General features: G+C 71.0%; 21 protein-coding genes and 1 riboswitch. Of the genes, 16 read left to right on the forward strand and 5 right to left on the reverse strand.

Annotation, left to right across the window (positions count from 1 at the left end; translation table 11 throughout):
* The 3 genes from ABZ899_RS08285 to ABZ899_RS08295 all read left to right on the forward strand — a co-directional run.
* Nucleotides 1-771 (forward strand): cbb3-type cytochrome c oxidase subunit I (locus ABZ899_RS08285; RefSeq protein WP_361342546.1); only part of this gene is annotated, 771 nt, incomplete at its 5' end.
* Complete coding sequence (locus ABZ899_RS08290; RefSeq protein ID WP_361342549.1) at nucleotides 768-1,166, forward strand: cytochrome c oxidase subunit 4; 399 nt, start codon at nucleotides 768-770, stop codon at nucleotides 1,164-1,166. The genes ABZ899_RS08285 and ABZ899_RS08290, both read left to right, overlap by 4 nt.
* A gap of 131 nt (nucleotides 1,167-1,297) precedes the next feature.
* Nucleotides 1,298-2,548 (forward strand): Ig-like domain-containing protein, encoded by a 1,251-nt coding sequence (locus tag ABZ899_RS08295; RefSeq protein WP_361342551.1) that lies wholly within the window; start codon nucleotides 1,298-1,300, stop codon nucleotides 2,546-2,548.
* Between the two features lie 46 nt (nucleotides 2,549-2,594).
* On the opposite strand, the gene ABZ899_RS08300 is transcribed toward ABZ899_RS08295, so the two are convergent.
* Entirely contained in the window at nucleotides 2,595-2,996 is a 402-nt protein-coding gene (locus ABZ899_RS08300; protein ID WP_361342553.1) for a hypothetical protein, read from the reverse strand.
* A 147-nt stretch (nucleotides 2,997-3,143) separates the two neighbouring features.
* On the opposite strand from ABZ899_RS08300, the gene ABZ899_RS08305 reads away from it, so the two are divergent.
* The 6 genes from ABZ899_RS08305 (at nucleotide 3,144) to ABZ899_RS08330 (ending at nucleotide 10,223) form a co-directional block, all read left to right on the forward strand.
* Nucleotides 3,144-3,764, forward strand: a complete 621-nt coding sequence (locus ABZ899_RS08305; RefSeq protein WP_361342556.1) for a heme-copper oxidase subunit III — start codon at nucleotides 3,144-3,146, stop codon at nucleotides 3,762-3,764.
* Between the two features lie 80 nt (nucleotides 3,765-3,844).
* On the forward strand, nucleotides 3,845-4,657 hold the full coding sequence (locus tag ABZ899_RS08310) for a c-type cytochrome (RefSeq protein WP_361342558.1): 813 nt from the start codon (nucleotides 3,845-3,847) through the stop codon (nucleotides 4,655-4,657).
* Nucleotides 4,654-5,703, forward strand: coding sequence for a Rieske 2Fe-2S domain-containing protein (locus ABZ899_RS08315; RefSeq protein ID WP_361342561.1), 1,050 nt, complete (start codon nucleotides 4,654-4,656; stop codon nucleotides 5,701-5,703). The genes ABZ899_RS08310 and ABZ899_RS08315 overlap by 4 nt, the downstream gene beginning before the upstream one ends.
* Nucleotides 5,700-7,337 carry a cytochrome bc complex cytochrome b subunit gene (locus tag ABZ899_RS08320; protein WP_361342564.1) on the forward strand — a complete coding sequence of 546 codons (1,638 nt, stop codon included), beginning with the start codon at nucleotides 5,700-5,702 and terminating at the stop codon, nucleotides 7,335-7,337. The genes ABZ899_RS08315 and ABZ899_RS08320 overlap by 4 nt, the downstream gene beginning before the upstream one ends.
* A 138-nt stretch (nucleotides 7,338-7,475) precedes the next feature.
* Nucleotides 7,476-8,540: an anthranilate phosphoribosyltransferase gene (gene trpD, locus ABZ899_RS08325; RefSeq protein WP_361342567.1), complete on the forward strand. Its 1,065-nt coding sequence runs from the start codon at nucleotides 7,476-7,478 to the stop codon at nucleotides 8,538-8,540.
* Between the two features lie 72 nt (nucleotides 8,541-8,612).
* Nucleotides 8,613-8,729: riboswitch (SAM riboswitch) on the forward strand.
* Between the two features lie 126 nt (nucleotides 8,730-8,855).
* Nucleotides 8,856-10,223 (forward strand): aminotransferase class V-fold PLP-dependent enzyme, encoded by a 1,368-nt coding sequence (locus ABZ899_RS08330; protein WP_361342570.1) that lies wholly within the window; start codon nucleotides 8,856-8,858, stop codon nucleotides 10,221-10,223.
* A 55-nt stretch (nucleotides 10,224-10,278) separates the two neighbouring features.
* On the opposite strand, the gene ABZ899_RS08335 is transcribed toward ABZ899_RS08330, so the two are convergent.
* Nucleotides 10,279-10,560 carry an Lrp/AsnC ligand binding domain-containing protein gene (locus ABZ899_RS08335; RefSeq protein ID WP_055624522.1) on the reverse strand — a complete coding sequence of 94 codons (282 nt, stop codon included), beginning with the start codon at nucleotides 10,558-10,560 and terminating at the stop codon, nucleotides 10,279-10,281.
* On the reverse strand, nucleotides 10,557-11,306 hold the full coding sequence (locus ABZ899_RS08340) for a rhomboid family intramembrane serine protease (RefSeq protein ID WP_361342573.1): 750 nt from the start codon (nucleotides 11,304-11,306) through the stop codon (nucleotides 10,557-10,559). Before ABZ899_RS08340 ends, ABZ899_RS08335 begins: the two co-directional genes overlap by 4 nt.
* Nucleotides 11,307-11,471: 165 nt before the next feature.
* Here ABZ899_RS08340 and ABZ899_RS08345 point away from each other — a divergent pair, with 165 nt between their 5' ends.
* The 5 genes from ABZ899_RS08345 (at nucleotide 11,472) to ABZ899_RS08365 (ending at nucleotide 16,803) form a co-directional block, all read left to right on the forward strand.
* Nucleotides 11,472-11,711 (forward strand): hypothetical protein, encoded by a 240-nt coding sequence (locus tag ABZ899_RS08345; RefSeq protein WP_361342576.1) that lies wholly within the window; start codon nucleotides 11,472-11,474, stop codon nucleotides 11,709-11,711.
* 34 nt (nucleotides 11,712-11,745) lie between these two features.
* Complete coding sequence (locus ABZ899_RS08350; protein ID WP_361342579.1) at nucleotides 11,746-13,089, forward strand: NYN domain-containing protein; 1,344 nt, start codon at nucleotides 11,746-11,748, stop codon at nucleotides 13,087-13,089.
* 210 nt (nucleotides 13,090-13,299) lie between these two features.
* Nucleotides 13,300-14,334, forward strand: a complete 1,035-nt coding sequence (locus ABZ899_RS08355; protein WP_361343538.1) for an NlpC/P60 family protein — start codon at nucleotides 13,300-13,302, stop codon at nucleotides 14,332-14,334.
* A gap of 229 nt (nucleotides 14,335-14,563) precedes the next feature.
* The gene (locus ABZ899_RS08360) at nucleotides 14,564-15,577 is read left to right on the forward strand and encodes an NlpC/P60 family protein (protein WP_361342582.1); all 1,014 of its coding nucleotides are present in this window, start codon (nucleotides 14,564-14,566) and stop codon (nucleotides 15,575-15,577) included.
* A 32-nt stretch (nucleotides 15,578-15,609) separates the two neighbouring features.
* Complete coding sequence (locus ABZ899_RS08365; protein WP_361342585.1) at nucleotides 15,610-16,803, forward strand: hypothetical protein; 1,194 nt, start codon at nucleotides 15,610-15,612, stop codon at nucleotides 16,801-16,803.
* Nucleotides 16,804-16,819: 16 nt separating this feature from the next.
* Here ABZ899_RS08365 and ABZ899_RS08370 read toward each other — a convergent pair whose 3' ends face one another.
* Nucleotides 16,820-18,055, reverse strand: coding sequence for a glycosyltransferase 87 family protein (locus tag ABZ899_RS08370; RefSeq protein WP_361343541.1), 1,236 nt, complete (start codon nucleotides 18,053-18,055; stop codon nucleotides 16,820-16,822).
* 119 nt (nucleotides 18,056-18,174) lie between these two features.
* Between ABZ899_RS08370 and ABZ899_RS08375 the strand changes: the two genes are divergently transcribed.
* Nucleotides 18,175-19,317, forward strand: a complete 1,143-nt coding sequence (locus ABZ899_RS08375; RefSeq protein ID WP_361342587.1) for a glycosyltransferase family 4 protein — start codon at nucleotides 18,175-18,177, stop codon at nucleotides 19,315-19,317.
* A gap of 85 nt (nucleotides 19,318-19,402) precedes the next feature.
* On the opposite strand, the gene ABZ899_RS08380 is transcribed toward ABZ899_RS08375, so the two are convergent.
* Nucleotides 19,403-21,199, reverse strand: coding sequence for an AMP-binding protein (locus ABZ899_RS08380; RefSeq protein WP_361342590.1), 1,797 nt, complete (start codon nucleotides 21,197-21,199; stop codon nucleotides 19,403-19,405).
* A gap of 296 nt (nucleotides 21,200-21,495) precedes the next feature.
* Between ABZ899_RS08380 and ABZ899_RS08385 the strand changes: the two genes are divergently transcribed.
* Nucleotides 21,496-22,302, forward strand: coding sequence for a metallophosphoesterase (locus ABZ899_RS08385; RefSeq protein WP_361342592.1), 807 nt, complete (start codon nucleotides 21,496-21,498; stop codon nucleotides 22,300-22,302).
* The last annotated feature ends 36 nt before the right edge of the window (nucleotides 22,303-22,338 follow it).

Here is a 22,338-nt window from a genome sequence, read left to right on the forward strand (position 1 = left end):
GGCGGAGTGCTGCTGCCGTTCTTCTCCTTCATGACGTTCCTCATCGCCGTCCCCACCGGCGTGAAGTTCTTCAACTGGATCGGAACGATGTGGAAGGGCTCGTTGTCCTTCGAGACACCGATGCTCTGGGCGGTCGGCTTCCTGATCACCTTCACCTTCGGTGGTCTGACCGGCGTCATCCTGGCCTCGCCGCCGATGGACTTCCACGTCTCCGACTCCTACTTCGTGGTGGCCCACTTCCACTACGTGGTGTTCGGCACCGTCGTCTTCGCGATGTTCTCCGGCTTCCACTTCTGGTGGCCGAAGATGACCGGCAAGATGCTCGACGAGCGTCTCGGCAAGATCACCTTCTGGACGCTGTTCATCGGCTTCCACGGCACCTTCCTGGTCCAGCACTGGCTGGGTGCCGAGGGCATGCCCCGTCGCTACGCGGACTACCTCGCGGCCGACGGCTTCACCGCCCTGAACACCGTCTCGACGATCAGCTCGTTCGTGCTCGGCCTGTCGCTCCTGCCGTTCCTCTACAACGTCTGGAAGACGGCCAAGTACGGCAAGCCGGTCGGCGTCGACGACCCGTGGGGCTACGGCCGTTCGCTCGAATGGGCGACGTCCTGCCCGCCGCCGCGGCACAACTTCATCATCCTGCCGCGGATCCGTTCCGAATCCCCGGCGTTCGACCTGCATCACCCTGAGATCGCCGCACTCGACCAGCTCGAGAACGCGCCTCACGGTGACAAGGCTCTGGCTGGTGGCAAGGAGGCCGGCAAGTGAAGATCCAAGGCAGGATGTTCATGTGGCTGAGCATCTTCATCCTCGTCATGGCGATCGTCTATGGCGTGTGGTCGAAGGAGCCGGCCGGTACCACGGCGCTCTTCCTGGCCTTCGGTCTCTCGATCATGATCGGCTTCTACCTGGGCTTCACCGCCCGGCGGGTCGACGCGGGCGCGCAGGACGACAAAGAGGCGGACGTCGCGGACGACGCCGGCGAGGTCGGGTTCTTCAGCCCGCACAGCTGGCAGCCGCTCTCCCTCGCGATCGGTGGCGCTCTCGCGTTCTTGTCGATCGCGGTCGGCTGGTGGCTGATGTACTTCTCGCTGCCGATGATCCTCATCGGTATCTGGGGCTGGGTCTTCGAGTACTACCGCGGTGAGAACCGCACCCAGTGACCTGAGCTCGTCCCACCGGGAGCCCGGACCCTCCGTCAGGAGAGTCCGGGCTCCCGTCTCTGTCCCGTCCCCCGTCACCCGAACGCATGACTCGGCGCGCCGCTCCCCGCCCCGCTTCCTAGCGTGAGGCCATGAGCAATACACCGCGCACGAGCACCGTCATAGGCTGCGCGCTGCTGCTGATCGCGATAGGCGCGAGTGCCGCAGGCTGCAGCAGCGACGGCAACCCGCTCTCCGCCGAGCCGTACGACGCGGCGGAGCAGATCGCCTTCAACGGCCCCATAGGCGACGGCCGGAAGGTCGACCCGGACAAGCCCCTGGAGATCACCTCCGAGGACTCCGACGGCCGCATCACCGACGTCGTCGCCCAGGACGCCGCAGGACGTCGTGTGGCGGGCGAACTCTCCGCCGACGGCACCCGGTGGCACAGCACGTCCCCGCTGGCCGCCGACGCCCGCTACACGGTCCGGGTGAGCACGGAGGACGAGGACGGCGCCCCCGGGCGCAGGGTCGTCACCTTCGACACCAGCAGACAGACCAGCAACAAGCAGCTGACGGTGGCCTTCGGCCCCAGGACCGGCACGTACGGGGTGGGCCAGCCCGTCACGGCGAAGCTGAGCGCACCGGTCACGACCAAGGAGCAGCGGGCCACGGTCGAGCGGTCCCTGCGGGTGGAGTCCATACCCGCCGTCGACGGTGCCTGGCACTGGGTCGACGACAAGGAACTCCACTACCGGCCCAAGGACTACTGGCCGGCCGGCGCCACCGTACGGGCGCGCAGCAGCCTGGAGGGCATCCGGGTCAGCGACCGCCTGCGGGGCGGGAAGTCCAAGCCGCTCACCCTCGACATCGGCGACCGGGTCATCGCCGTGACGGACGCCGCGTCGCACATGATGACCGTCTACCGCAACGGCGAGGTCATCCGCGAGATCCCGGTCACCACGGGCAAGCCCGGCTACGACACGCGCAACGGCGTCAAGGTCGTCCTGGCCAAGGAGGGCACCGTTCGGATGACCAGCGCGAGCATAGGTTCGTCCGACTTCTACGACCTGATCGTGCATCACTCGGTACGCCTCACCAACAGCGGTGAGTACGTCCACGCCGCCCCCTGGTCGACCGGCTCCCAGGGCTACGCCAACGTCAGCCACGGCTGCACGGGCATGAGCAACGACAACGCGGCCTGGTTCTACGACACCATCAAGGAAGGCGACGTCGTCGAGGTGGTGAACTCCGGCGGCGAGATGATGGCGCCCTTCGGCAACGGCTACGGCGACTGGAACCTCAGTTGGCCCAAGTGGCGCGTCGGCAGCGCCCTCGTGGGCGGCACGCCGGACGGCCCCAGCCCGGCGGAACGGGCCAGGCTGAGACCGCAGAACGTCTGACCGGGAGGCCCGGGGGCCCGTGCGACCCGCCCTGGCGGGTGCCGACCTAGGCGCTCTGGAGGCGCTTGGCCCGCAGCAGCGAGGCCAGGGCCTGGGCGAACTCCACGGGCTCCACGGGAAGCGTCACGGCCGCCTCGGCGCGGCTCCAGGTGGCGAGCCACGCGTCCTGCGGGCGTCCCATGAGAAGCAGCACCGGAGGGCAGTCGAAGATCTCGTCCTTGATCTGCCGGCAGACGCCCATGCCGCCCATCGGCACGGCCTCGCCGTCCAGGACGCAGACGTCGATCCCGCCCTTGTCCAGCTCCCTGACGACGGCGGCCGGCGTCGCGCACTCCACGAACTCCACCACCGGCACGTCCGGTGCGGGCCGGCGCCCGGTGGCGAGCCGCACCTGCTCGCGGGTGTTGGAGTCGTCGCTGTAGACCAGCACCGTGGCGGTCGGCTGCATGGGTTCCTCCGTGACGTCGGCGTCGTAAGGACAGGGCCCGTTGGGCCGGATGCTACTCCCTCGAAGACCACGTCAACACCGGTATGAAGGGGGAAGACACTCCGAACGGCACCCCCCGGAGTGAGGGCGGGATAAGCGACCGACATAATGTCGGTCGTGGCGACAGCAACGACAGTAGAAACCGGGCACGCGCACCCGTCGGTCAACAGGCCGAACCTCACCAGCGTCGGAACCATCATCTGGCTGAGTTCCGAGCTGATGTTCTTCGCGGCCCTCTTCGCGATGTACTTCACCCTGCGATCGGTGACGGGACCCGAGTTCTGGAGTGAGAAGGCCGAGGCCTTGAACTTCCCGTTCTCGGCGACGAACACCACGATCCTGGTGCTCTCCTCTCTCACCTGCCAGCTCGGCGTCTTCGCCGCCGAGCGCGGTGACGTGAAGAAGCTCCGGGGCTGGTTCATCGTCACCTTCATCATGGGTGCGATCTTCATCGGCGGTCAGGTGTTCGAGTACACGGAGCTGGTCAAGCACGAGGGCCTCTCGCTCTCGTCGGACCCGTACGGCTCGGTGTTCTACCTGACCACCGGCTTCCACGGACTGCACGTGACAGGCGGTCTCATCGCCTTCCTGCTGGTCCTCGGCCGCACCTACGCGGCCCGGAGGTTCACGCACGAACAGGCGACCGCTGCGATCGTCGTGTCCTACTACTGGCACTTCGTCGATGTCGTCTGGATCGGTCTCTTCGCCACGATCTACATGATCAAGTAGCCGGGCCCGATCCCGCGCGCGTTCCACCAACGCACCTACCAGAAGCATCGACGCAGAAGATCCTGACACCGGGGTAATCCGTGAAAAAGCTCTCCGCACGACGACGCCATCCGCTGGCGGCAGTCGTCGTCCTACTCCTCGCGCTGGCGTGCACGGGGGGGCTGTACGCCGTGTTCGCGCCCGCGGACAAGGCGCAGGCCGAGGAATCCGCCCAGTCCCTCACCATCGAGGAGGGCAAGAAGCTCTACACCGTCGGCTGCGCCAGCTGCCACGGAACCAATGGTCAGGGCACCTCCGACGGTCCGAGCCTGGTGGGCGTCGGCGCGGCCGCCGTGGACTTCCAGGTCTCGACGGGCCGCATGCCGGCCGCCACCTCCCAGGGCGCCCAGGTCCCGCGGAAGAAGAACATCTACTCGCAGGCCGAGATCGACCAGCTCGCGGCGTACGTCGCCTCGCTGGGCGCCGGTCCGTCCGTCCCGACGAAGGACCAGTACGACCCCGAGGGCGCGGACATCGGCAAGGGCGGTGAGCTCTTCCGCAACAACTGCGCCCAGTGCCACAACTTCACCGGCAAGGGCGGCGCCCTGACGAAGGGCAAGTACGCCCCGAGCCTGGAGGGCGTCGAGCCCAAGCACATCTACGAGGCCATGCAGACGGGCCCGCAGAACATGCCGTCCTTCCCCGACACCACCCTGTCGGAGCAGAACAAGAAGGACATCATCGCGTACCTGCACGCGGTCAACAGTGACGAGACGGTGAACCCGGGCGGTCTGGAGCTGGGCGGCCTCGGGCCGGTCAGCGAGGGCCTCTTCGCCTGGATCTTCGGCCTCGGTTCCCTGATCGCGGTCGCCATCTGGGTCGCAGCTCGGACCGCAAAGGCCAGGAAGTCATGAGTAGCCAAGACATCCCAGAAGAGAAGCTGCCCGCTGAGCAGGGCGCCCACGTAGCGGTGGCGGACGAGAAGCACCCCTTCGCCGACCCGGGGCTGCCTCCGCACGAGCACCGGATCCAGGACGTCGACGAGCGGGCCGCCAAGCGGTCCGAGCGCACGGTCGCCCTGCTGTTCACGGTGTCCATGCTGGCCACCGTCGGCTTCATCGCCTCGTACGTGGCGATCCCGCACGACAAGTCGATCTTCGTCTTCCCGATCGGTCACCTCAACGCGCTGAACTTCGCGCTGGGCCTGACCCTCGGCGCGGCGCTGTTCAGCATCGGCGCCGGCGCGGTCCACTGGGCCCGCACGCTGATGTCCGACGTCGAGGTGGCGGACGAGCGGCACCCGATCGCCGCCGACCCCGACGTCAAGGCCAAGGTCATGGCCGACTTCAAGCAGGGCGCCAAGGAGTCGGCGCTGGGCCGCCGCAAGCTGATCCGCAACACGATGTTCGGCGCGCTGGCCCTGTTCCCGCTCTCCGGCGTCGTGCTGCTGCGCGACCTCGGCCCGCTGCCCGGCACCAAGCTGCGCCACACGCTGTGGTCCAAGGGCAAGCTGCTCGTCAACATGAACACGAACGAGCCGCTGCGTCCCGAGGACGTCGCGGTCGGTTCGCTGACCTTCGCCAAGCCCGAGGGCCTGGAGGAGCACGACCACGATTTCCAGAACGAGATCGCCAAGGCGGCCCTGATGATCATCCGGCTCCAGCCGGACGACATCAAGGACAAGCACGAACTCGACTGGTCCTACCAGGGCATCGTGGCGTACTCGAAGATCTGCACCCACGTCGGCTGCCCGATCTCCCTGTACGAACAGCAGACGCACCACGCGCTCTGCCCCTGCCACCAGTCCACCTTCGACCTCTCCGACGGCGCCAAGGTCATCTTCGGCCCGGCCGGTCACCCCCTGCCGCAGCTGCGCATCGGTGTGAACGACGAGGGCTACCTCGAGGCGCTCGGCGACTTCACGGAGCCCGTCGGTCCTGCATTCTGGGAGCGCGGATGAGCACTTCAGAGACCAACGAGTCCCGCGCTCGCGGGAAGGCGCCGGCCGGCGAACGCGTCGCCGACTGGGCCGACGGCCGTCTGGGGATCTACTCCCTGGCCAAGGCCAACATGCGCAAGATCTTCCCCGACCACTGGTCGTTCATGCTGGGTGAGGTCTGCCTCTACAGCTTCATCATCATCATCCTCACGGGTGTGTACCTGACGCTGTTCTTCCACCCGTCGATGAACGAGGTGGAGTACCACGGCAGCTACGTCCCGCTGCAGGGCCAGCTGATGAGCGAGGCGTTCAGCTCCACGCTGCACATCTCCTTCGACGTGCGCGGCGGTCTGCTCATCCGGCAGATCCACCACTGGGCGGCGCTGATCTTCCTCGCCGGCATGTTCGTGCACATGATGCGCGTGTTCTTCACGGGCGCGTTCCGCAAGCCGCGTGAGATCAACTGGCTGTTCGGCTTCCTGCTGTTCGTCCTGGGCATGTTCACCGGTTTCACCGGCTACTCGCTCCCGGACGACCTGCTCTCCGGCACCGGTGTCCGCTTCACCGAGGGCGCGATCCTGTCCATGCCGATCGTCGGCACGTACATCTCGTTCTTCCTCTTCGGCGGTGAGTTCCCGGGCGTCGACTTCGTGGCCCGGTTCTACTCGATCCACATCCTGCTGCTGCCGGGCATCATGCTCGGCCTGGTCGTCGGCCACCTGATCCTGGTCTTCTACCACAAGCACACGCAGTTCGCGGGCCCCGGAAAGACCAACAAGAACGTCGTCGGCATGCCGCTGCTGCCGGTCTACATGGCCAAGGCCGGAGGCTTCTTCTTCCTGGTCTTCGGTGTCATCGCGGTCATCGCGGCCATCGCGCAGATCAACCCGGTGTGGGCCATCGGCCCCTACCGTCCGGACATGGTCTCCACCGGCGCCCAGCCCGACTGGTACATGGGCTTCGCCGAGGGTCTGGTCCGCTACATGCCGGGCTGGGAGATCAACCTGTGGGGTCACACGCTGGTCCTCGGCGTGTTCATCCCGCTGGTGCTCTTCGGCGTGGTCCTCGCGGCGATCGCGGTCTACCCGTTCATCGAGGCCTGGGTCACCGGCGACAAGCGCGAGCACCACATCCTGGACCGCCCGCGCAACGCCCCGACGCGCACCGCGTTCGGCGTCGCCTGGATCACGGTGTACATGATCGGGCTGGTCGGCGGTGGCAACGACCTGTGGGCCACCCACTTCCACCTGTCGATCAACGCGGTCACCTGGTTCGTCCGGATCAGCTTCTTCGTCGGACCGGTCCTCGCGTTCATCATCACCAAGCGCATCTGCCTCGGCCTCCAGCGCCGGGACAAGGACAAGGTGCTGCACGGCCGCGAGTCGGGCATCATCAAGCGCCTGCCGCACGGTGAGTACATCGAGATCCACGAGCCGCTCAGCCAGGACGCGATGTACACGCTCACCGCGCACGAGCAGTACAAGCCGGCCGAGATCGGCCCGGCGGTCGACGAGAACGGCGTCGAGCGCAAGGTGAAGGCGTCCGAGAAGCTGCGCGCCAAGCTCAGCAAGTCGTACTACGGCCCGGACGGCCAGATCCCCAAGCCGACCGTCGACGAGTACAAGGAGATCACGAGCGGCCACGGCCACCACTGATCGCTGCACCGCCACACACGCAGAGGGGCCCCGTCCGGTCTTCGGACGGGGCCCCTCTCCGTGTCCGGCGCCTGGATAGGGTGGACCTCGTTGAGACCGATGTCCCGAAGTGCGGGACACCTGACCCTGGAGCGGCTTATGAGCGCTGTGACCCCCGCTGGAGGCGACACCGCGGCGGGCCGTTCCTGGCCCGAGGTCCTGAGCGCCCTGCTGGCCGGCCGGGATCTGAGCGCCGCCGACACCGCCTGGGCGATGGACCGGTTCATGAGCGGCGAGGCCTCCGACGCGCAGATCGCCGGGTTCATGGTCGCCCTGCGCGCCAAGGGCGAGACGGTCGAGGAGATCAACGGCCTGGTCGAGGCGATGTACGCGCACGCGCAGCCGCTGGACATCCCGGGGCCCGCCGTGGACATCGTCGGCACCGGGGGCGACCGGGCCAGGACGGTCAACATCTCCACGATGTCCGCCGTCGTGATCGCCGGGGCCGGCGCCAAGGTCGTCAAGCACGGCAACCGCGCCTCCTCCTCGGCGAGCGGCTCCTCCGACGTGCTGGAGAAGCTGGGGATCAACCTGGACCTGTCGCCCGAAGGGGTGGCCCGGGTGGTCGACGAGGCCGGGATCACCTTCTGCTTCGCCGCCAAGTTCCACCCCTCGATGCGGTTCGTCGGCGGGGTACGCCGGGACCTGGGCATCCCGACCTCGTTCAACCTGCTCGGCCCGCTGACCAACCCGGCCCGCGTCGGCGCCTCGGCCGTCGGCTGCTTCGACACCCGCATGGCGGGGCTGATCGCGGGTGTCCTCGCCGAGCGGGGCTCGTCCGCGCTGGTGTTCCGCGGCGACGACGGCCTCGACGAGCTGACGACGACGGCCACCTCACGCGTGTGGGTGGTACGCGACGGCGTGGTCCGCGAGGAGAGCTTCGACCCGCGGGACATCGGCATCGAACTGGTGCCGGTGGAGGCCCTGCGCGGCGCCGACGCCTCCTACAACGCGGAGGTCGCCCGGCGGCTGCTGGACGGGGAGACCGGGCCCGTCCGGGACGCCGTCCTGCTCAACTCGGCCGCCGCGCTGGTCGCGCTGGACCCCGCGGACGCCCCGCTCACCGAGCAGATCCGGCTCGGCATGGCGAAGGCCGCCGAGTCCATCGACTCCGGCGCGGCCAAGCGGACGCTGGAGCGCTGGGTGGCCGCCAGCAACGCCTGACGAACGAGTGCCGTCCCGCGATCCGGACACGGGTTGCGGGACGACGATCATCTCGCGTACTTTCCCGTACCAGGTCATGAGTGACAGTCATGAGGCCCCGGCCGACTGTCCGGCAACCCTCCGTCCGTGGCGGGGTGCCCCGGGTGAAGACCAGGCCGCAGGCAGCGAGGTCTGCGGCAAGCGCGGATCCCTCACGATTCCAGGGATCCTGGTCGTCGAGGAGTCCTCCGTGAGCAAGCGAATGCGATAGGGCCGCCGAGCCCCGCCTCCGCACACCCTTCTTCACCTTCACTCTTTCTCTCACGGAGTTCCGTCATGTCTGTCTCCAGCGCTGCCTCCGTCCAGGACATCTGTGCCCCGCTGCCCGTTCTGGGCGGCGATGTCACCGTCCCGCTCGTCACCGGTGGCGAGGTCACCTACGCCGCCCTCGACTACGCCGCCAGCGCCCCCGCCCTGCAGCGGGTCTGGGACGACGTGGCCGCCTACGCGCCGTACTACGGCAGCGTCCACCGGGGCGCCGGGTACCTCTCGCAGCTCTCCACCGACCTGTTCGAGAACGCCCGCCGGACCGTCGCCGAGTTCCTCGGCTGCCGCGACGACGACCAGGTCGTCTTCACCCGCTCCACCACCGACTCGCTCAACCTGCTCGCCGCCGCCCTCCCGGCCGGCTGCCACGTCTTCGTCTTCGAGACCGAGCACCACGCCTCCCTGCTGCCGTGGCGCGACGCCGGCGTCACCTTCCTCGACGCGCCCCGCACCCCCGGCGAGGCCGTGCGGACCCTGGAGCGCGCCCTGGCCGACCGCGACCCCCACGGCCCGGCCCTGGTCTGCGTCACCGGCGCCTCCAACGTCACCGGCGAGCTGTGGCCCGTACGGGAGCTGGCGGCGGCCGCGCACGCGCACGGCGCCCGGATCGTGCTGGACGCCGCGCAGCTCGCCCCGCACCACCCGGTGAGCGTCCGCGACCTGGACGTCGACTGGGTCGCCTTCTCCGGGCACAAGCTGTACGCCCCGTTCGGCTCCGGCGTCCTCGCGGGCCGCTCCGACTGGCTGCACGCGGCGGAGCCGTACCTCGCGGGCGGCGGCGCCAGCCGCACGGTGACCCGGCGCGAGGACGGGGGACTCGACGTCGAGTGGCACGACGGCGCCGCCCGCCACGAGGCCGGCTCCCCGAACGTCATCGGCGCCTACGCCGTCGCCTCCGCCTGCAAGGCCCTCACCGAGGCCGGCTTCGACGGCCTGGTCGCCCGGGAGCGGTACCTGATCGAGAAGGTGCGGGCCGGCCTCGCCGAGGTGCCCGAGGTCCGCGTGCTGTCGCTGTTCGGCGACGACGCCCCGCGCGTCGGTGTGATCTCCTTCGTCGTGGAGGGCTGGAACAGCTCCCACTTCGCGGCCGCCCTGTCCGCGGAGTACGGCATCGGGGTCCGCGACGGACTGTTCTGCGCCCACCCGCTGGTGCGGACCCTGCTGGGCAGCGACCCGCAGACCCAGGGGGAGTGCGGTGCCCCGGAGGCGGCGCCGGGCGAGAAGTCCCTCAACGCGATCCGGGTCAGCTTCGGCGCCGGGACGCCGGACGAGCACGTCGAGCGGTTCGTGACGGCCGTGCGGGAACTGGTGACGGACGGCGCCCGGTGGAACTACCGGACCGAGAACGGCCGTTGCGTGCCCGACACCTCGGCCTGAGCGGCCCGCGCCCGGCGGCGCGCCGGCACGGCCGGCGCCGCCGGGAAACGCCGTCTCAGCTGTCGAGGCCGATGGCGAACGCGGCCTCCAGGTCGTGCTGGGAGTAGGTGCGGAAGGCGACGTGGGTGTCCGTGCCCTCGACGCCGGGGATCTTGCTGATCCGGCCCGGGATGACCTCCGCCAGGTCCTCGTGCCGCTTCACCCGCACCATCGCGATCAGGTCGTAGGTGCCGGTGACCGAGAAGACCTCGCTGACGCTGTCCAGCGACGCGATCTGCTCGGCGATCTCGGGGATCCGGTCCACGCTGGTCTTGATGAGGACGATCGCGGTGATCACGGCTTGTTCTCTCCCTCGGGGGCCGGAGCTCGGGTGCTCCTCACTCTAGTGCGCCGCCCGAAGCGCGCCCACGCGTAGCCGAAGCCCAGGCCGAAGCCCACCAGATGCGCCAGGTACGCCACCCCCGGCCCCGGTCCCGCCCGGCCGGCCGCGACCCACTGGACGGCCACCCAGAAGGGCAGCACGATCCAGGCGGGGAAGCGCAGCGGTAGGAAGAGCAGGAACGGCAGCAGGCTTGTCACCCGTGCCGTGGGGAACAGGAAGAGGAACGCGCCGAGGACCGCCGAGATCGCCCCGGAGGCGCCGACCAGAGGCTGGGTGGAGTCGTCGTTCGCGGCCGCGTAGCCCAGCAGGGCCAGATAACCGCAGCCCAGGCAGAACAGCGTGAACTGCACCCGGCCCATCCGCTCCTCGGTCATCGCGCCGAACACGTAGAGGAAGAGCATGTTGCCGAGCAGGTGCACCCAGCTGCCGTGCACGAAGAGGGCCGTGACCGGGGTGAGCGCCGCCCGGGGCGTGCCCGCGAAGAGGTCCGCAGGCACCACGCCCCAGCGGTGGAAGTAGGCCCGCTGCGCGGCGAGCAGCTCCTCGCCGGCGCCGAACGCCGGATTGAGGCCGGCCGCCGGCCCGGCCAGGAACAGCGCGGCGCACAGGACGATCAGTGTGTGCGTCACCGGCGCCGACGGCCTGCGGGCCGCGGTGCCGGACCGGGCCGGGGAGCGCGCCGGGCGCCAGGTGCGGATCATGAATACAGAGCATGACGTAACGGGACGCACTCCCGCAGACCGCCTCGCCGCCGCGGACGGGCGGGCGGCGAGTACCCGCCAGGCCGTAGGGTTACGAGCCACACGCCCCGCCAGCCCGGGGCGTGGCGGACAATAGAAGGCCTAGAAGGAAAGAGCGCGGTCACGATGACGGTTCCCCTGCCCACCGAGACGACGCGGTGGCGCTGCACTCTCTGCGGCAACCTCACCCGCTTCGACGTGACGCGTTCGTCCAAGGTCGTCGAGTACGTCCACCTCGATCTGGCCGGCGAGCCCAAGGTCGAGGAGCGCGAGGTGCTCAGTGAGACGATCGAGGCGGTCCGCTGCCGCTGGTGCAACGCGGTGGACAAGGTGGAGCTCGTGGACAGGCCGGGCGCCGATTCCTGACAGGGACGGCACCGCACACGTATTGGGGTGACGGATGGTGGAGACACAAGGCGGGGGGCCGGACGACGGCGCCGCTGAGGTGCTCGACCGTCCGCTGCCCGACGGTGTGCGCCGCAGGGTCGTGCAGATCGTGTCCGACGGGTTCGGCGGACTGACCGTGGGCGAACTGCCCGCGCAGCTGCGGCAGTACGCCAGATTCGCGCCGAACCGCCGGGCCAAGTTCGCGGGGAACGCGATGGCGGCCGCGCTGGAGACCGATCCGCTGTTCCGCCAGCGGATCGGGGAGAAGCTCAGAGAGGCCCAGCCGGAGCTCACCGGCGCCCTCGACGCCGGCTCGGCGCCCGCGGCCGCGGACCCGCTCGACGTGGCGGCCGCGGCCTATGTGCTGCGGCCCGCGGGCTGGGTCAAGCTGGTCACCGCGGCCGGTGAGGAGGCCCAGCGGGCCGACGCCGAGCGGGCCGGCGAGGAGAGCCGTGCCGAGCTGGAGCGGCTGCGCGAGGAGCTGGCGCAGGCCCGCGAGCACACCCGGCACGAGACCGAGCGGCTGCGCGCGGAGCTGGACGCGGCGAAGAAGGAGGCCGAGTCCCTGCACCGCAAGCTGCGCTCGGCCCTCAGCGACGTCAAGCGCGGCGAGGCGGCCCTGCGCAAGGCCCAGGTCGAGACCGAGGCCGTACGGGCCGAGGGGAACACCCAGGTGTCGGCGGCCGAGAGCGAGACCCGGCGGCTCAAGGCGCGGCTCGCGGAGTCCGAGGCGGCCCTGGAGGCCACCCGCCGCGCCGCCCGCGAGGGGCGCAGCGTGGAGGACATGCGCGTACGGCTGCTCCTGGACACCCTGCTGGACGCCACCCAGGGACTTCGGCGCGAGCTGGCGCTGCCGCCGGTGTCGGTGCGGCCCGCCGAGACCGTGGACGCCGTCGAGCCGGGCCGGATGTCCCCGAAGGACATCGCCGCGCGGGCGCTGTCCGAGCACGACCCGGCCATCCTCGACCAGCTACTCGCCCTGCCGCAGGCGCACTTGGTGGTCGACGGCTACAACGTCACCAAGACCGGCTATCCGCAGATGCCGCTGGAGAAGCAGCGCCTGCGGCTCCTCGGCCAGCTCTCGCAGCTCGCCGCGCAGACCGGCGCCGAGGTGACCTGTGTCTTCGACGGGGCCGAACTGGCCGCGCCGGTGCTGCTGGCACCGCCGCGCGGCGTGCGGGTGCTGTTCTCCAAGCCGGGGGTGACGGCCGACGAGCTGATCCGTCAGCTCGTCCGCGCCGAGCCGCCCGGCCGGCCGGTCATCGTCGCCTCGACGGACCGCGAGGTGGCGGACGGGGTCGCACGCGCCGGCGCGCGCCCCGTGGCATCTGCGGTACTTCTCAAGCGCCTGTCCTGAAGCGCCAACGTACAGGCACTATGCCCGAATTGGCGGGGCGATCGCGCCACCCAGCGTCAATCTCGCGTGACGACCTGTGAGTTGTGTGTAAAGAATGACGGCTGGGGTGAGATTTTTCCGGTGAGGATTTGATCTGATCACAAGAGGGTCACTAGGGTCTGGGCTCGAACCTCCGAGCGGGTGATCACTCAGAAGAAGGAGTTCACCTCCGTGGCGTCCCACCGTCGACCCAAGCAGCCCAGCCGTGCACGTGTGACCGTGCTCACCACCGCGGCAGCCGCCGCCGTGGCCATCAGTTCCCAGGCGGCCAACGCGGCACCCAGCGAGAAGCCCAGCAAGGACGAGGTCAAGGCGAAGGTCGACGCCCTCTACGAGCAGGCCGAGCAGGCCACCGAGAAGTACAACGGGGCCAAGGAGAAGCAGGAGAAGCTCCAGAAGGAGATCTCCACGATCCAGGACAACGTCGCCCGGGGCCAGGAGGACCTGAACGAGCTCCGCGACGCCATGGGTCTCGCCGCCGCCGCGCAGTACCGCACCGGCAGCATCGACTCCTCCGTCCAGCTGTTCCTGTCGGCCGACCCGGACGACTACCTGGACAAGGCGTCCACGATGGACCAGCTGAGCGCTCAGCAGGTCGAGTCGCTGAAGAAGATCCAGGAGAAGCAGCGCGAGCTGGCGCAGCAGCGCGCCGAGGCCGCGGACAAGCTCAAGGACCTCTCCTCCACCCGCACCGAGCTGGGCAAGAAGAAGAAGGAAGTCCAGGCCAAGCTGGGCGAGGCGCAGAAGCTGCTCAACAGCCTCACCGCCGCCGAGAAGGCCGCCCTCGCCGCCGAGGACGCCCGCGCCAGCCGCTCCGCCTCCGACCGCGTGGACCTCGGCAACACCGCCCCCGGCACGGGCCGCGCCATGGCCGCCTTCCAGGCCGCCCAGAGCAAGATCGGCTCGCCCTACGTCTACGGCGCCTCCGGCCCGTCCTCCTTCGACTGCTCGGGCCTGACCTCCTGGGCCTTCGCCCAGGCCGGCGTCGGCATCCCGCGCACCTCGCAGGCGCAGGCCAACTACGGCACCAAGATCTACAGCCAGTCCCAGCTCAAGGTCGGCGACCTGGTCATCTTCTACGGCGACCAGCACCACGTCGGCTTCTACGCGGGCAACGGCCAGATCCTGCACGCCCCGCGCTCCGGCACGGTCGTGCGCTACGAGTCGATCAACAACATGCCGTTCCAGTTCGGCGTCCGGATCTGACCCGGAGCACCCCGCAAGATCAACATGGAGTGCCGCCCGATCGGGCGAATTACGGCACCACCGCCTGACCCCGCGCCCCGCCGATGACCTGCGTCAGAGGCGGGGCGTCACGGTGTGTGCCCGCGACGGCCGTTGGTGGCCGCCCCTCTCACGGAGCTACTGTCTGCCGCGTTTCCCCCGACGCCGGGGGAGCAGTCGTTGTCCGCCAGCGGAAGGAGCGCGGCTTCCCGTGGGGTCCCATCGTCGCCTTGAATCACCCGGGTTCGACCGGGGCGCCGGCGCAGCGCTGTGCGTCCTGTCCGCAGCGGCCGCCGCCCTCGGCGCCGTACCGGCGGTCGCCGCGCCGCACGACGACACCCGGGCCGAGGTGGACCGCCTCTACACGAAGGCCGAGAAGGCCACCGAGGCGTACAACCGGGCCGAGGAACGCGCCGAGAAGCTGCGCACCGAGGTCAGGAGCGCCCAGGACCGCATCGCCCGCCAGCAGCAGGACATCAACTCCAAGCGGGACGCGCTCGGTTCGCTGGCCGGCGCCCAGTACCGCTCGGGCGGCATCGACCCGTCCCTCGCCCTGCTGCTCGCCGACGACCCGGGCGACTACCTCGACCGGGCCGCCACCCTCGCCCGGATCAGCGCCCACCACGCGGGCGAGCTCAAGGAGCTCCAGGACGCCATGCGCGAACTCGCCCAGGAGCGCTCCGAGGCGGCCGGGAAACTCGCCGAGCTCGACAAGAGCCGCCAGGCCGTCGCCACGCACAAGCGCACCGTCGAGCGGAAGCTCACCCAGGCGCGCCGGCTCCTCAACTCCCTGACGGCCGCCGACCGCGCCGCCTACGACCGGGCCTCCCGCTCCGGCCGAACCGAACTGCCCGGCTTCGGCGACGCCCTGCCCGCCTCCGGCCGGGCGGCCGCCGCCGTCGCCGCCGCCCAGTCCGCCCTCGGCCGCCCCTACGTGTGGGGCGCCAACGGGCCGTCCGGCTTCGACTGCTCGGGCCTGATCCAGTGGTCCTACGCCCAGGCCGGCGTCGGTCTGCCGCGCACCTCGCAGGGCCAGCGGTACGCCGGAAGGCAGGTCCCGCTCTCCGAGGCCCGGCCCGGCGACATCGTCACCTACCGCTCCGACGCCAGCCACGTCGGGATGTACATGGGCAACGGCCAGGTGATCCACGCCCCCTACCCGGGGGCGCCCGTGCGCTACGACCCGGTGGGCATGATCCCCGGGGCGACGGTCACCAGGGTCTGACCTCCGCGCCCGCCCCGCCGTACGATCGGGAAATGTCTGGTCGCGGGCGGATGCCGGGAACACGGGTCGTCGTCGCCCTCTGCCTGCTGCTCGCCGGGCTCGTCGGCTGCGGCGGGCGGCCCGGCGCCGACGGCACCCGCGCGGAGGTGCAGCGGCTCCTGGACCGGCGTGCCGCCGCACTGCTCCACCACGACCGCACGGCGTATCTGCGCACCGGCGCGAGCGGCTGGTCCGCGCATCTGCGCGAGGTGCCCCTCGCCGACTGGTCCTACCGCGTCACCGGGCTGCGCCGGGACGGCGACGAGGCGGTGGCCGAGGCCGAGCTGCGCTACCGCGTCGAGGGCTACGACCGGGCGCCCGTCACCGCCGGCCGCACCCTCGCCCTCGGCCGGGACGCCGACGGCGCCTGGTACGTGAAGACGGACCGGCCCGCCGAGGGCTCCGCCGAGCAGCTGTGGGACCAGGGCCCGGTCGAGGCCGTCCGCGGCGACCACAGCCTCGTCCTGGGCGTCGGCAGGTCCGAGGACGACCTGCGCGGATTCGCGCGGCTCGCGGACCGCGCGGTGCCCGCCGTGTCACGGGCCTGGGACAGCGACTGGTCCGGGCACGTCGTCGTCCTCGTCCCGAAGTCCCTGACCGGCATGGCGGCGCTGCTCGGCTCGCCCGAGTCGTCCTACCGGGGGATCGCCGCCGTCACCACCGGGGAGACCGACGCCCCGGCCGAGGCCCCGGCGGACCGGATCATCGTCAACCCGGACGCCTACGGCGTCCTCGGCGACCTCGGCCGGCAGGTCGTCCTCACCCACGAGACCACCCACGTCGCCACCCGCGCCCACACCACCCGCGCGACCCCGCTGTGGCTCTCGGAGGGCTACGCCGACTGGATCGGCTACCTGGGCGGCGCCCGCACCCCGGCCGAGGCGGCGCCCGAGCTGGCGCGCGCGGTGCGCGAGGGACGGGTGCCCGCCGCGCTCCCGGCCGACGCGGACTTCGGCTTCACCGGCGAGGCCGGGCGCCTCGCGCAGGCGTACGAGAGCGGCTGGATGGCCTGCCGGATGATCGCCGGGCGCTGGGGCGAGGACCGGCTCGCCGCGTTCTACCGGGCCGTCGGCGCGCACGACGGCCGCGCGGGCGCGGTGGCGGACGCCCTGGAGGACGTGCTCGGCACCTCGGCGGAGCGGTTCACCGAGGAGTGGCGGGCCTCTCTGCGCGCCGAGTTCGGCTGAGCCGGGGCGGCCGGTGTCAGGAGGGCGGGGACGTCTCCCGGGCGCGTTCCGCCGGCCGCGGCACCGGGAGCGGGGCGGGACCCCCGGTCGTGGAGCGCCACAGCGCGCGGGCCGCCAGCACGGTGGCGGCGACCAGCAGGCCGTTGCGGACGAACAGCAGGGTGACGCCGAGGGCGTCGCTCGCCACGACGTGCGCGAACCACACCGGGAACTCCAGCACCGTCGCCAGGCACGCGGCGAGCACCAGGGAGACGGGGAGGCGCATGGGGCTGCCGCGGAAGCACAGGCAGACGGCGGCGAGACCGACCAGCCACACCAGGTACTGCGGGCTGATCACCCGGCTGGTCGTGGTGAACATCAGCACCGCCACGAACGCGGCGTCGGCGAGCGTGTGCGGCGCGAACCGGCGTGCCCGCAGCCGCCACAGCGACAGCCAGCCGAACGCGAGGACGCTCAGGGCGAGAGCGGCCGAGCTGACGGCGTCGACGTACGGGCCGAGGAACTCCACCGAGCCGTAGTTCAGCAGGACCTGGCCGTCCCAGCCGTGCTGCCGGGCCACATGGAGGACCAGCCCGCCCAGCGACTCGACCTCGGTGCCCCGGTCGCGCTGGAACGTCAGGAACGCGAACGCGCCGGGCATGGCGACGGCGAACGCCGTCGCGAGGGCGCCCGCGGTCAGCGCCGCCCACAGCCACGCCCCCCGCCGGCGGGCCGCCACCAGCAGCAGCACCGGCCACACCTTGAGCATCGCCCCGAACGCCGTCAGTGCGCCCATCAGCGCCGGGCGCCGGGCGCCGGCCAGCAGCGCGGCCACGGCGACGGCGGTCACGATCACGTCGTAGCGCGCGTACACCGTCGGCCCGAGCAGCGGCACGCCCACCACCCACACCCAGGCCCCGCGGACCAGGCGGCCCGGGCGCAGCCCGGCGTACAGCAGGAGCAGCAGGACCACGAGGTCCGCGCAGAAGGCGAGGACGAAGAACGCCGAGGTGTAGTCCAGCCAGAAGACCAATGCGGGCGCCAGGACCGCGAGGGCGGCGGCGGGCGGGTACTGCCAGGTGACGTCGTCCAGCGGGAAGGTGCCGGTGCGCAGCACCTCGTACCAGTCGTGGTAGATGACCGACACGTCGCTGGTGACGTCCGGGCCGGGGAAGACGTACACCTTGAACACGAACAGCAGCAGGGCCGTCCTGGTCAGGCCCCAGACGCCCACCAGCCACGCCAGGGACCGCCGCGTGCCCGTCGTCTCCACCAGAACCCCGTCCGTTCGATATCCGGCTCGAATGGACATGATGTCCTGTCCGGCGGGGCACGGGCCACATACGCGGCCGGGCCCGGCCGCGAACGGCGGCTTCGATAGGGTCGGCGGCGATGCACAAGACCCTGATCGTCACCAACGACTTCCCGCCCCGCCCCGGCGGCATCCAGGCGTTCCTGCACAACATGGCGCTGCGGCTCGACCCGGAGCGCCTCGTCGTCCACGCCTCCACCTGGAAGCGCGGGCGGGAGGGCGCCGAGGCCACCGCCGCCTTCGACGCCGAGCAGCCCTTCACGGTCGTACGGGCCCGGACGACGATGCTGCTGCCGACGCCGGGGGCGACCCGGCGGGCGGCCGGTCTGCTGCGTGAGCACGGCTGCACGTCGGTGTGGTTCGGCGCGGCCGCGCCGCTCGGCCTGATGGCGCCGGCGCTGCGCCGGGCGGGCGCCGAGCGGCTGGTGGCCACGACCCACGGCCACGAGGCGGGCTGGGCGCAACTGCCCGCGGCCCGGCGGCTGCTGGGCCGGATCGGGGAGAGCACCGACACCCTCACCTACCTCGGCGAGTACACCCGCTCGCGGATCGCGGGCGCCCTGACGCCCGAGGCGGCCGCGCGGATGGTGCAGCTGCCGCCCGGCGTCGACGAGAAGACCTTCCACCCCGGATCGGGCGGCGACGAGGTCCGGGCCCGGCTCGGGCTGACGGACCGGCCCGTCGTGGTGTGCGTGTCCCGGCTGGTGCGGCGCAAGGGCCAGGACACCCTGATCCGGGCGCTGCCCCGCATCCTGGCCGCCGAGCCGGACACCGTGCTGCTGATCGTCGGCGGCGGGCCCTACGAGCGGGACCTGCGCCGGCTGGCCCGGGAGACGGGCGTCGCCGACTCGGTGCGTTTCACCGGGGCCGTGCCGTGGTCGGAGCTGCCCGCGCACTACGGTGCCGGTGACGTCTTCGCCATGCCGTGCCGCACCCGCCGGGGCGGGCTCGACGTGGAGGGACTCGGCATCGTCTACCTGGAGGCGTCGGCGACCGGGCTGCCGGTCGTGGCCGGCGACTCCGGCGGGGCGCCGGACGCCGTGCTGGACGGGGAGACCGGCTGGGTCGTGCGCGGCGGCTCCCCGCGGGACGCGGCCGACCGCATCGTCACGCTGCTGGGGGACGCCGGGCTGCGGGCCCGCATGGGGGAGCGGGGCCGGGCGTGGGTCGAGGAGAAGTGGCGCTGGGACCTGCTGGCCGAGCGGCTCGAAGCCCTGCTCTGAACCGTCCCGCCGGACGCCGTACGCACGAGGGCGCGGTTCCCCGCCGGGGACACCGCGCCCAGGACCGCCGTGCGGGCGGCGCGCCCTACTTCTGGTAGATCGCCTCGATCTCGTCGGCGAAGTCCTTCGCCACCACGTTGCGCTTGAGCTTCAGCGACGGCGTCAGATGGCCCGACTCCTCGGTGAACTGGGCCGGCAGGATGCGGAACTTGCGCACCGACTCCGCCTTCGACACCGCGGCGTTGCCGTCGTCGATCGCCGACTGGACGGCGGCGAGCAGGTCCGCGTCGTCGCGCAGCGACACCGCCGTGGAACCGGCCGGCTTGCCGTGGTCGGCGCACCAGCGCTCCAGGAACTCGTCGTCGATGGTGACGAGCGCGCCCACGAACGGACGGCCGTCGCCGACCACCATGCACTCCGCGACGAGCGCGTGCGCCCGGATGCGGTCCTCGATCACTGCCGGGGCGACGTTCTTGCCGCCCGCGGTGACGATGATCTCCTTCTTGCGGCCGGTGATGCGGAGGTAGCCGTCCTCGTCGAGGGTGCCGATGTCACCGGTGTGGAACCAGCCGTCGGCCAGCGCCTCCGCGGTGGCGCCCGGGTTGTTCCAGTACTCCTTGAACAGGTGCTCGCCGTGCAGCAGCACCTCGCCGTCGTCCGCTATGCGCACCACGGAACCCGGCAGCGGCTGGCCGACCGTGCCGATCTTCTGCCGGTCCCACGGGTTGAACGCGGTCGCCGCGCAGGACTCGGTCAGGCCGTAGCCCTCCAGGACGGTGAAGCCGATGCCGCGGAAGAAGTGCCCGAGCCGCTCGCCCAGCGGGGCGCCGCCGGAGATCGCGTACTCGCCGCGCCCGCCGAGGACCGCGCGCAGCTTGCTGAAGACCAGCCGGTCGAAGACCTTGTGCTTGATCTTCAGGCCGACGGACGGCCCGGACGGCGTGTCCAGCGCCCGGCTGTACGCGATCGCCGTGTCCGCCGCCTTGTCGAAGATCTTGCCCTTGCCGTCGGCCTGCGCCTTGGCCCGGGCGGAGTTGTAGACCTTCTCGAAGACCCGCGGGACGCCCAGGATCAGCGTCGGCCGGAACGCGGCCAGCTCGTCGGTGAGGTTCTTGATGTCCGGGACGGTGCCCAGCTTGATCGGCGCCATCATCGGGGCGATCTGCACCAGGCGCCCGAAGACGTGGGCCAGCGGCAGGAAGAGCAGGACCGAGCACTCGCCGGTGCGGAACAGGGGCCGCAGCCGCTCCACGATGTTGCCGCACTCGGCGAAGAAGCTGCGGTGGGTCAGCACACAGCCCTTGGGGCGGCCCGTGGTGCCCGAGGTGTACACGATGGTCGCCGGGTCGTCGGCCTTCGCCAGCGAGCCGCGCTCCTCGACGGTGGCGTCGGCGACGTCCTGCCCGAGCCGGCCCAGCTCCTCGACGCCGCCGGCGTCGATCTGCCAGACGTGCTTGAGGTCGGGCAGCCGGTCGCGCACCGACTCGACGGCCGCGGTGTGGGCGTCCAGCTCCGTGACGACGGCGGTGGCGCCCGAGTCGCCGAGGATCCACTGCACCTGCTCCGGCGAGCTGGTCTCGTACACCGGCACGGTGACCGCGCCCGCGGACCAGATCGCGAAGTCCAGCAGGGTCCACTCGTAGCGGGTGCGGGACATCAGGCCGACCCGGTCGCCCGGCTGGACCCCGGCGGCGATCAGGCCCTTGGCGGCCGCGCGCACCTCGGCGAGGAACGCGGTGGCCGAGACGTCCTGCCAGGCACCGCCGACCTTGCGGGCGATGACGGCCACGTCCGGGTGCTGCGCGGCGTTTCTGCGGACGATGTCGGTGAGGTTGCCGTCCGCAGGGACCTCGTACAAAGCCGGAAGGCTGAACTCGCGCAAGACTGCTGCTCCTCATAGGGCGCCGGCGCCACGACGTTGTGTGATGCGACCGATCGGTCCAAGGCTCGGGCAGGTGCTCGGGGATTCACATGTTGAAATCCTGAGCACGACTGGACCGACCGGACGTTACCCGTCGGTATGGCTTCTCCGACAGGGGGTCCCGGCGAGATGTTCTCTGCGTCACACGGATTGGTGTTTCTGCGCGCAGAGTAGTCGAGCGTTCGGACGACTGGCCAGTAACCATCGGTTCGGCCGCCACTGTTCACGTCTGCCCCACACGCCTACCCTTGATCGCCATGGCAGCGACACCGACGGGAAACAACGGCACGCGCGGCACCCGCGTGCACGTGGTGAGCGACGTGCACGGCAACGCCCGTGACCTGGCCCGCGCGGGTGACGGCGCCGACGCCCTGATCTGCCTCGGCGACCTGGTGCTGTTCCTGGACTACGCCGACCACTCGCGCGGCATCTTCCCCGACCTGTTCGGCGTGGAGAACGCCGACCGCATCGTGGAGCTGCGCACCGCCCGGCGCTTCGAGGAGGCCCGCGAGCTCGGGACGCGGCTGTGGGCCGGCATCGGCGCGGACCGGGCCGCGGTGATCGAGAAGGCGGTCCGCAAGCAGTACCGCGAGATGTTCTCGGTCCTGCCGACACCGACGTACGCCACCTACGGCAATGTCGACATCCCGCCCCTGTGGCCGGAGTACGCCGGACCCGGCGTCACGGTCCTCGACGGGCAGCGGGCCGAGATCGGCGGCTGGACCTTCGGGTTCGTCGGCGGCGGCCTGCGCACCCCGATGCGCACGCCCTACGAGATCAGCGACGAGGAGTACGCCGCGAAGATCGAGGCCGTCGGCGAGGTGGACGTGCTGTGCACCCACATCCCGCCGGAGGTGCCGGAACTCGTCTACGACACCGTCGCGCGGCGCTTCGAGCGCGGCAGCCGGGCGCTGCTGGCGGCGATCCGCCGCACCCGGCCCCGGTACTCGCTGTTCGGACACGTCCACCAGCCGCTGGCCCGGCGCATGCGGATCGGCGCCACCGAGTGCGTGAACGTCGGCCACTTCGCCCGGTCTGGGAAGCCGTGGGCGCTGCAGTGGTGAACGGATTCCGGCCCCCCGGGCGGTTTCCGCGCGATC

Source organism: Streptomyces sp. NPDC046859 (assembly GCF_040645135.1).
Classification (GTDB): Bacteria; Actinomycetota; Actinomycetes; order Streptomycetales; family Streptomycetaceae; genus Streptomyces.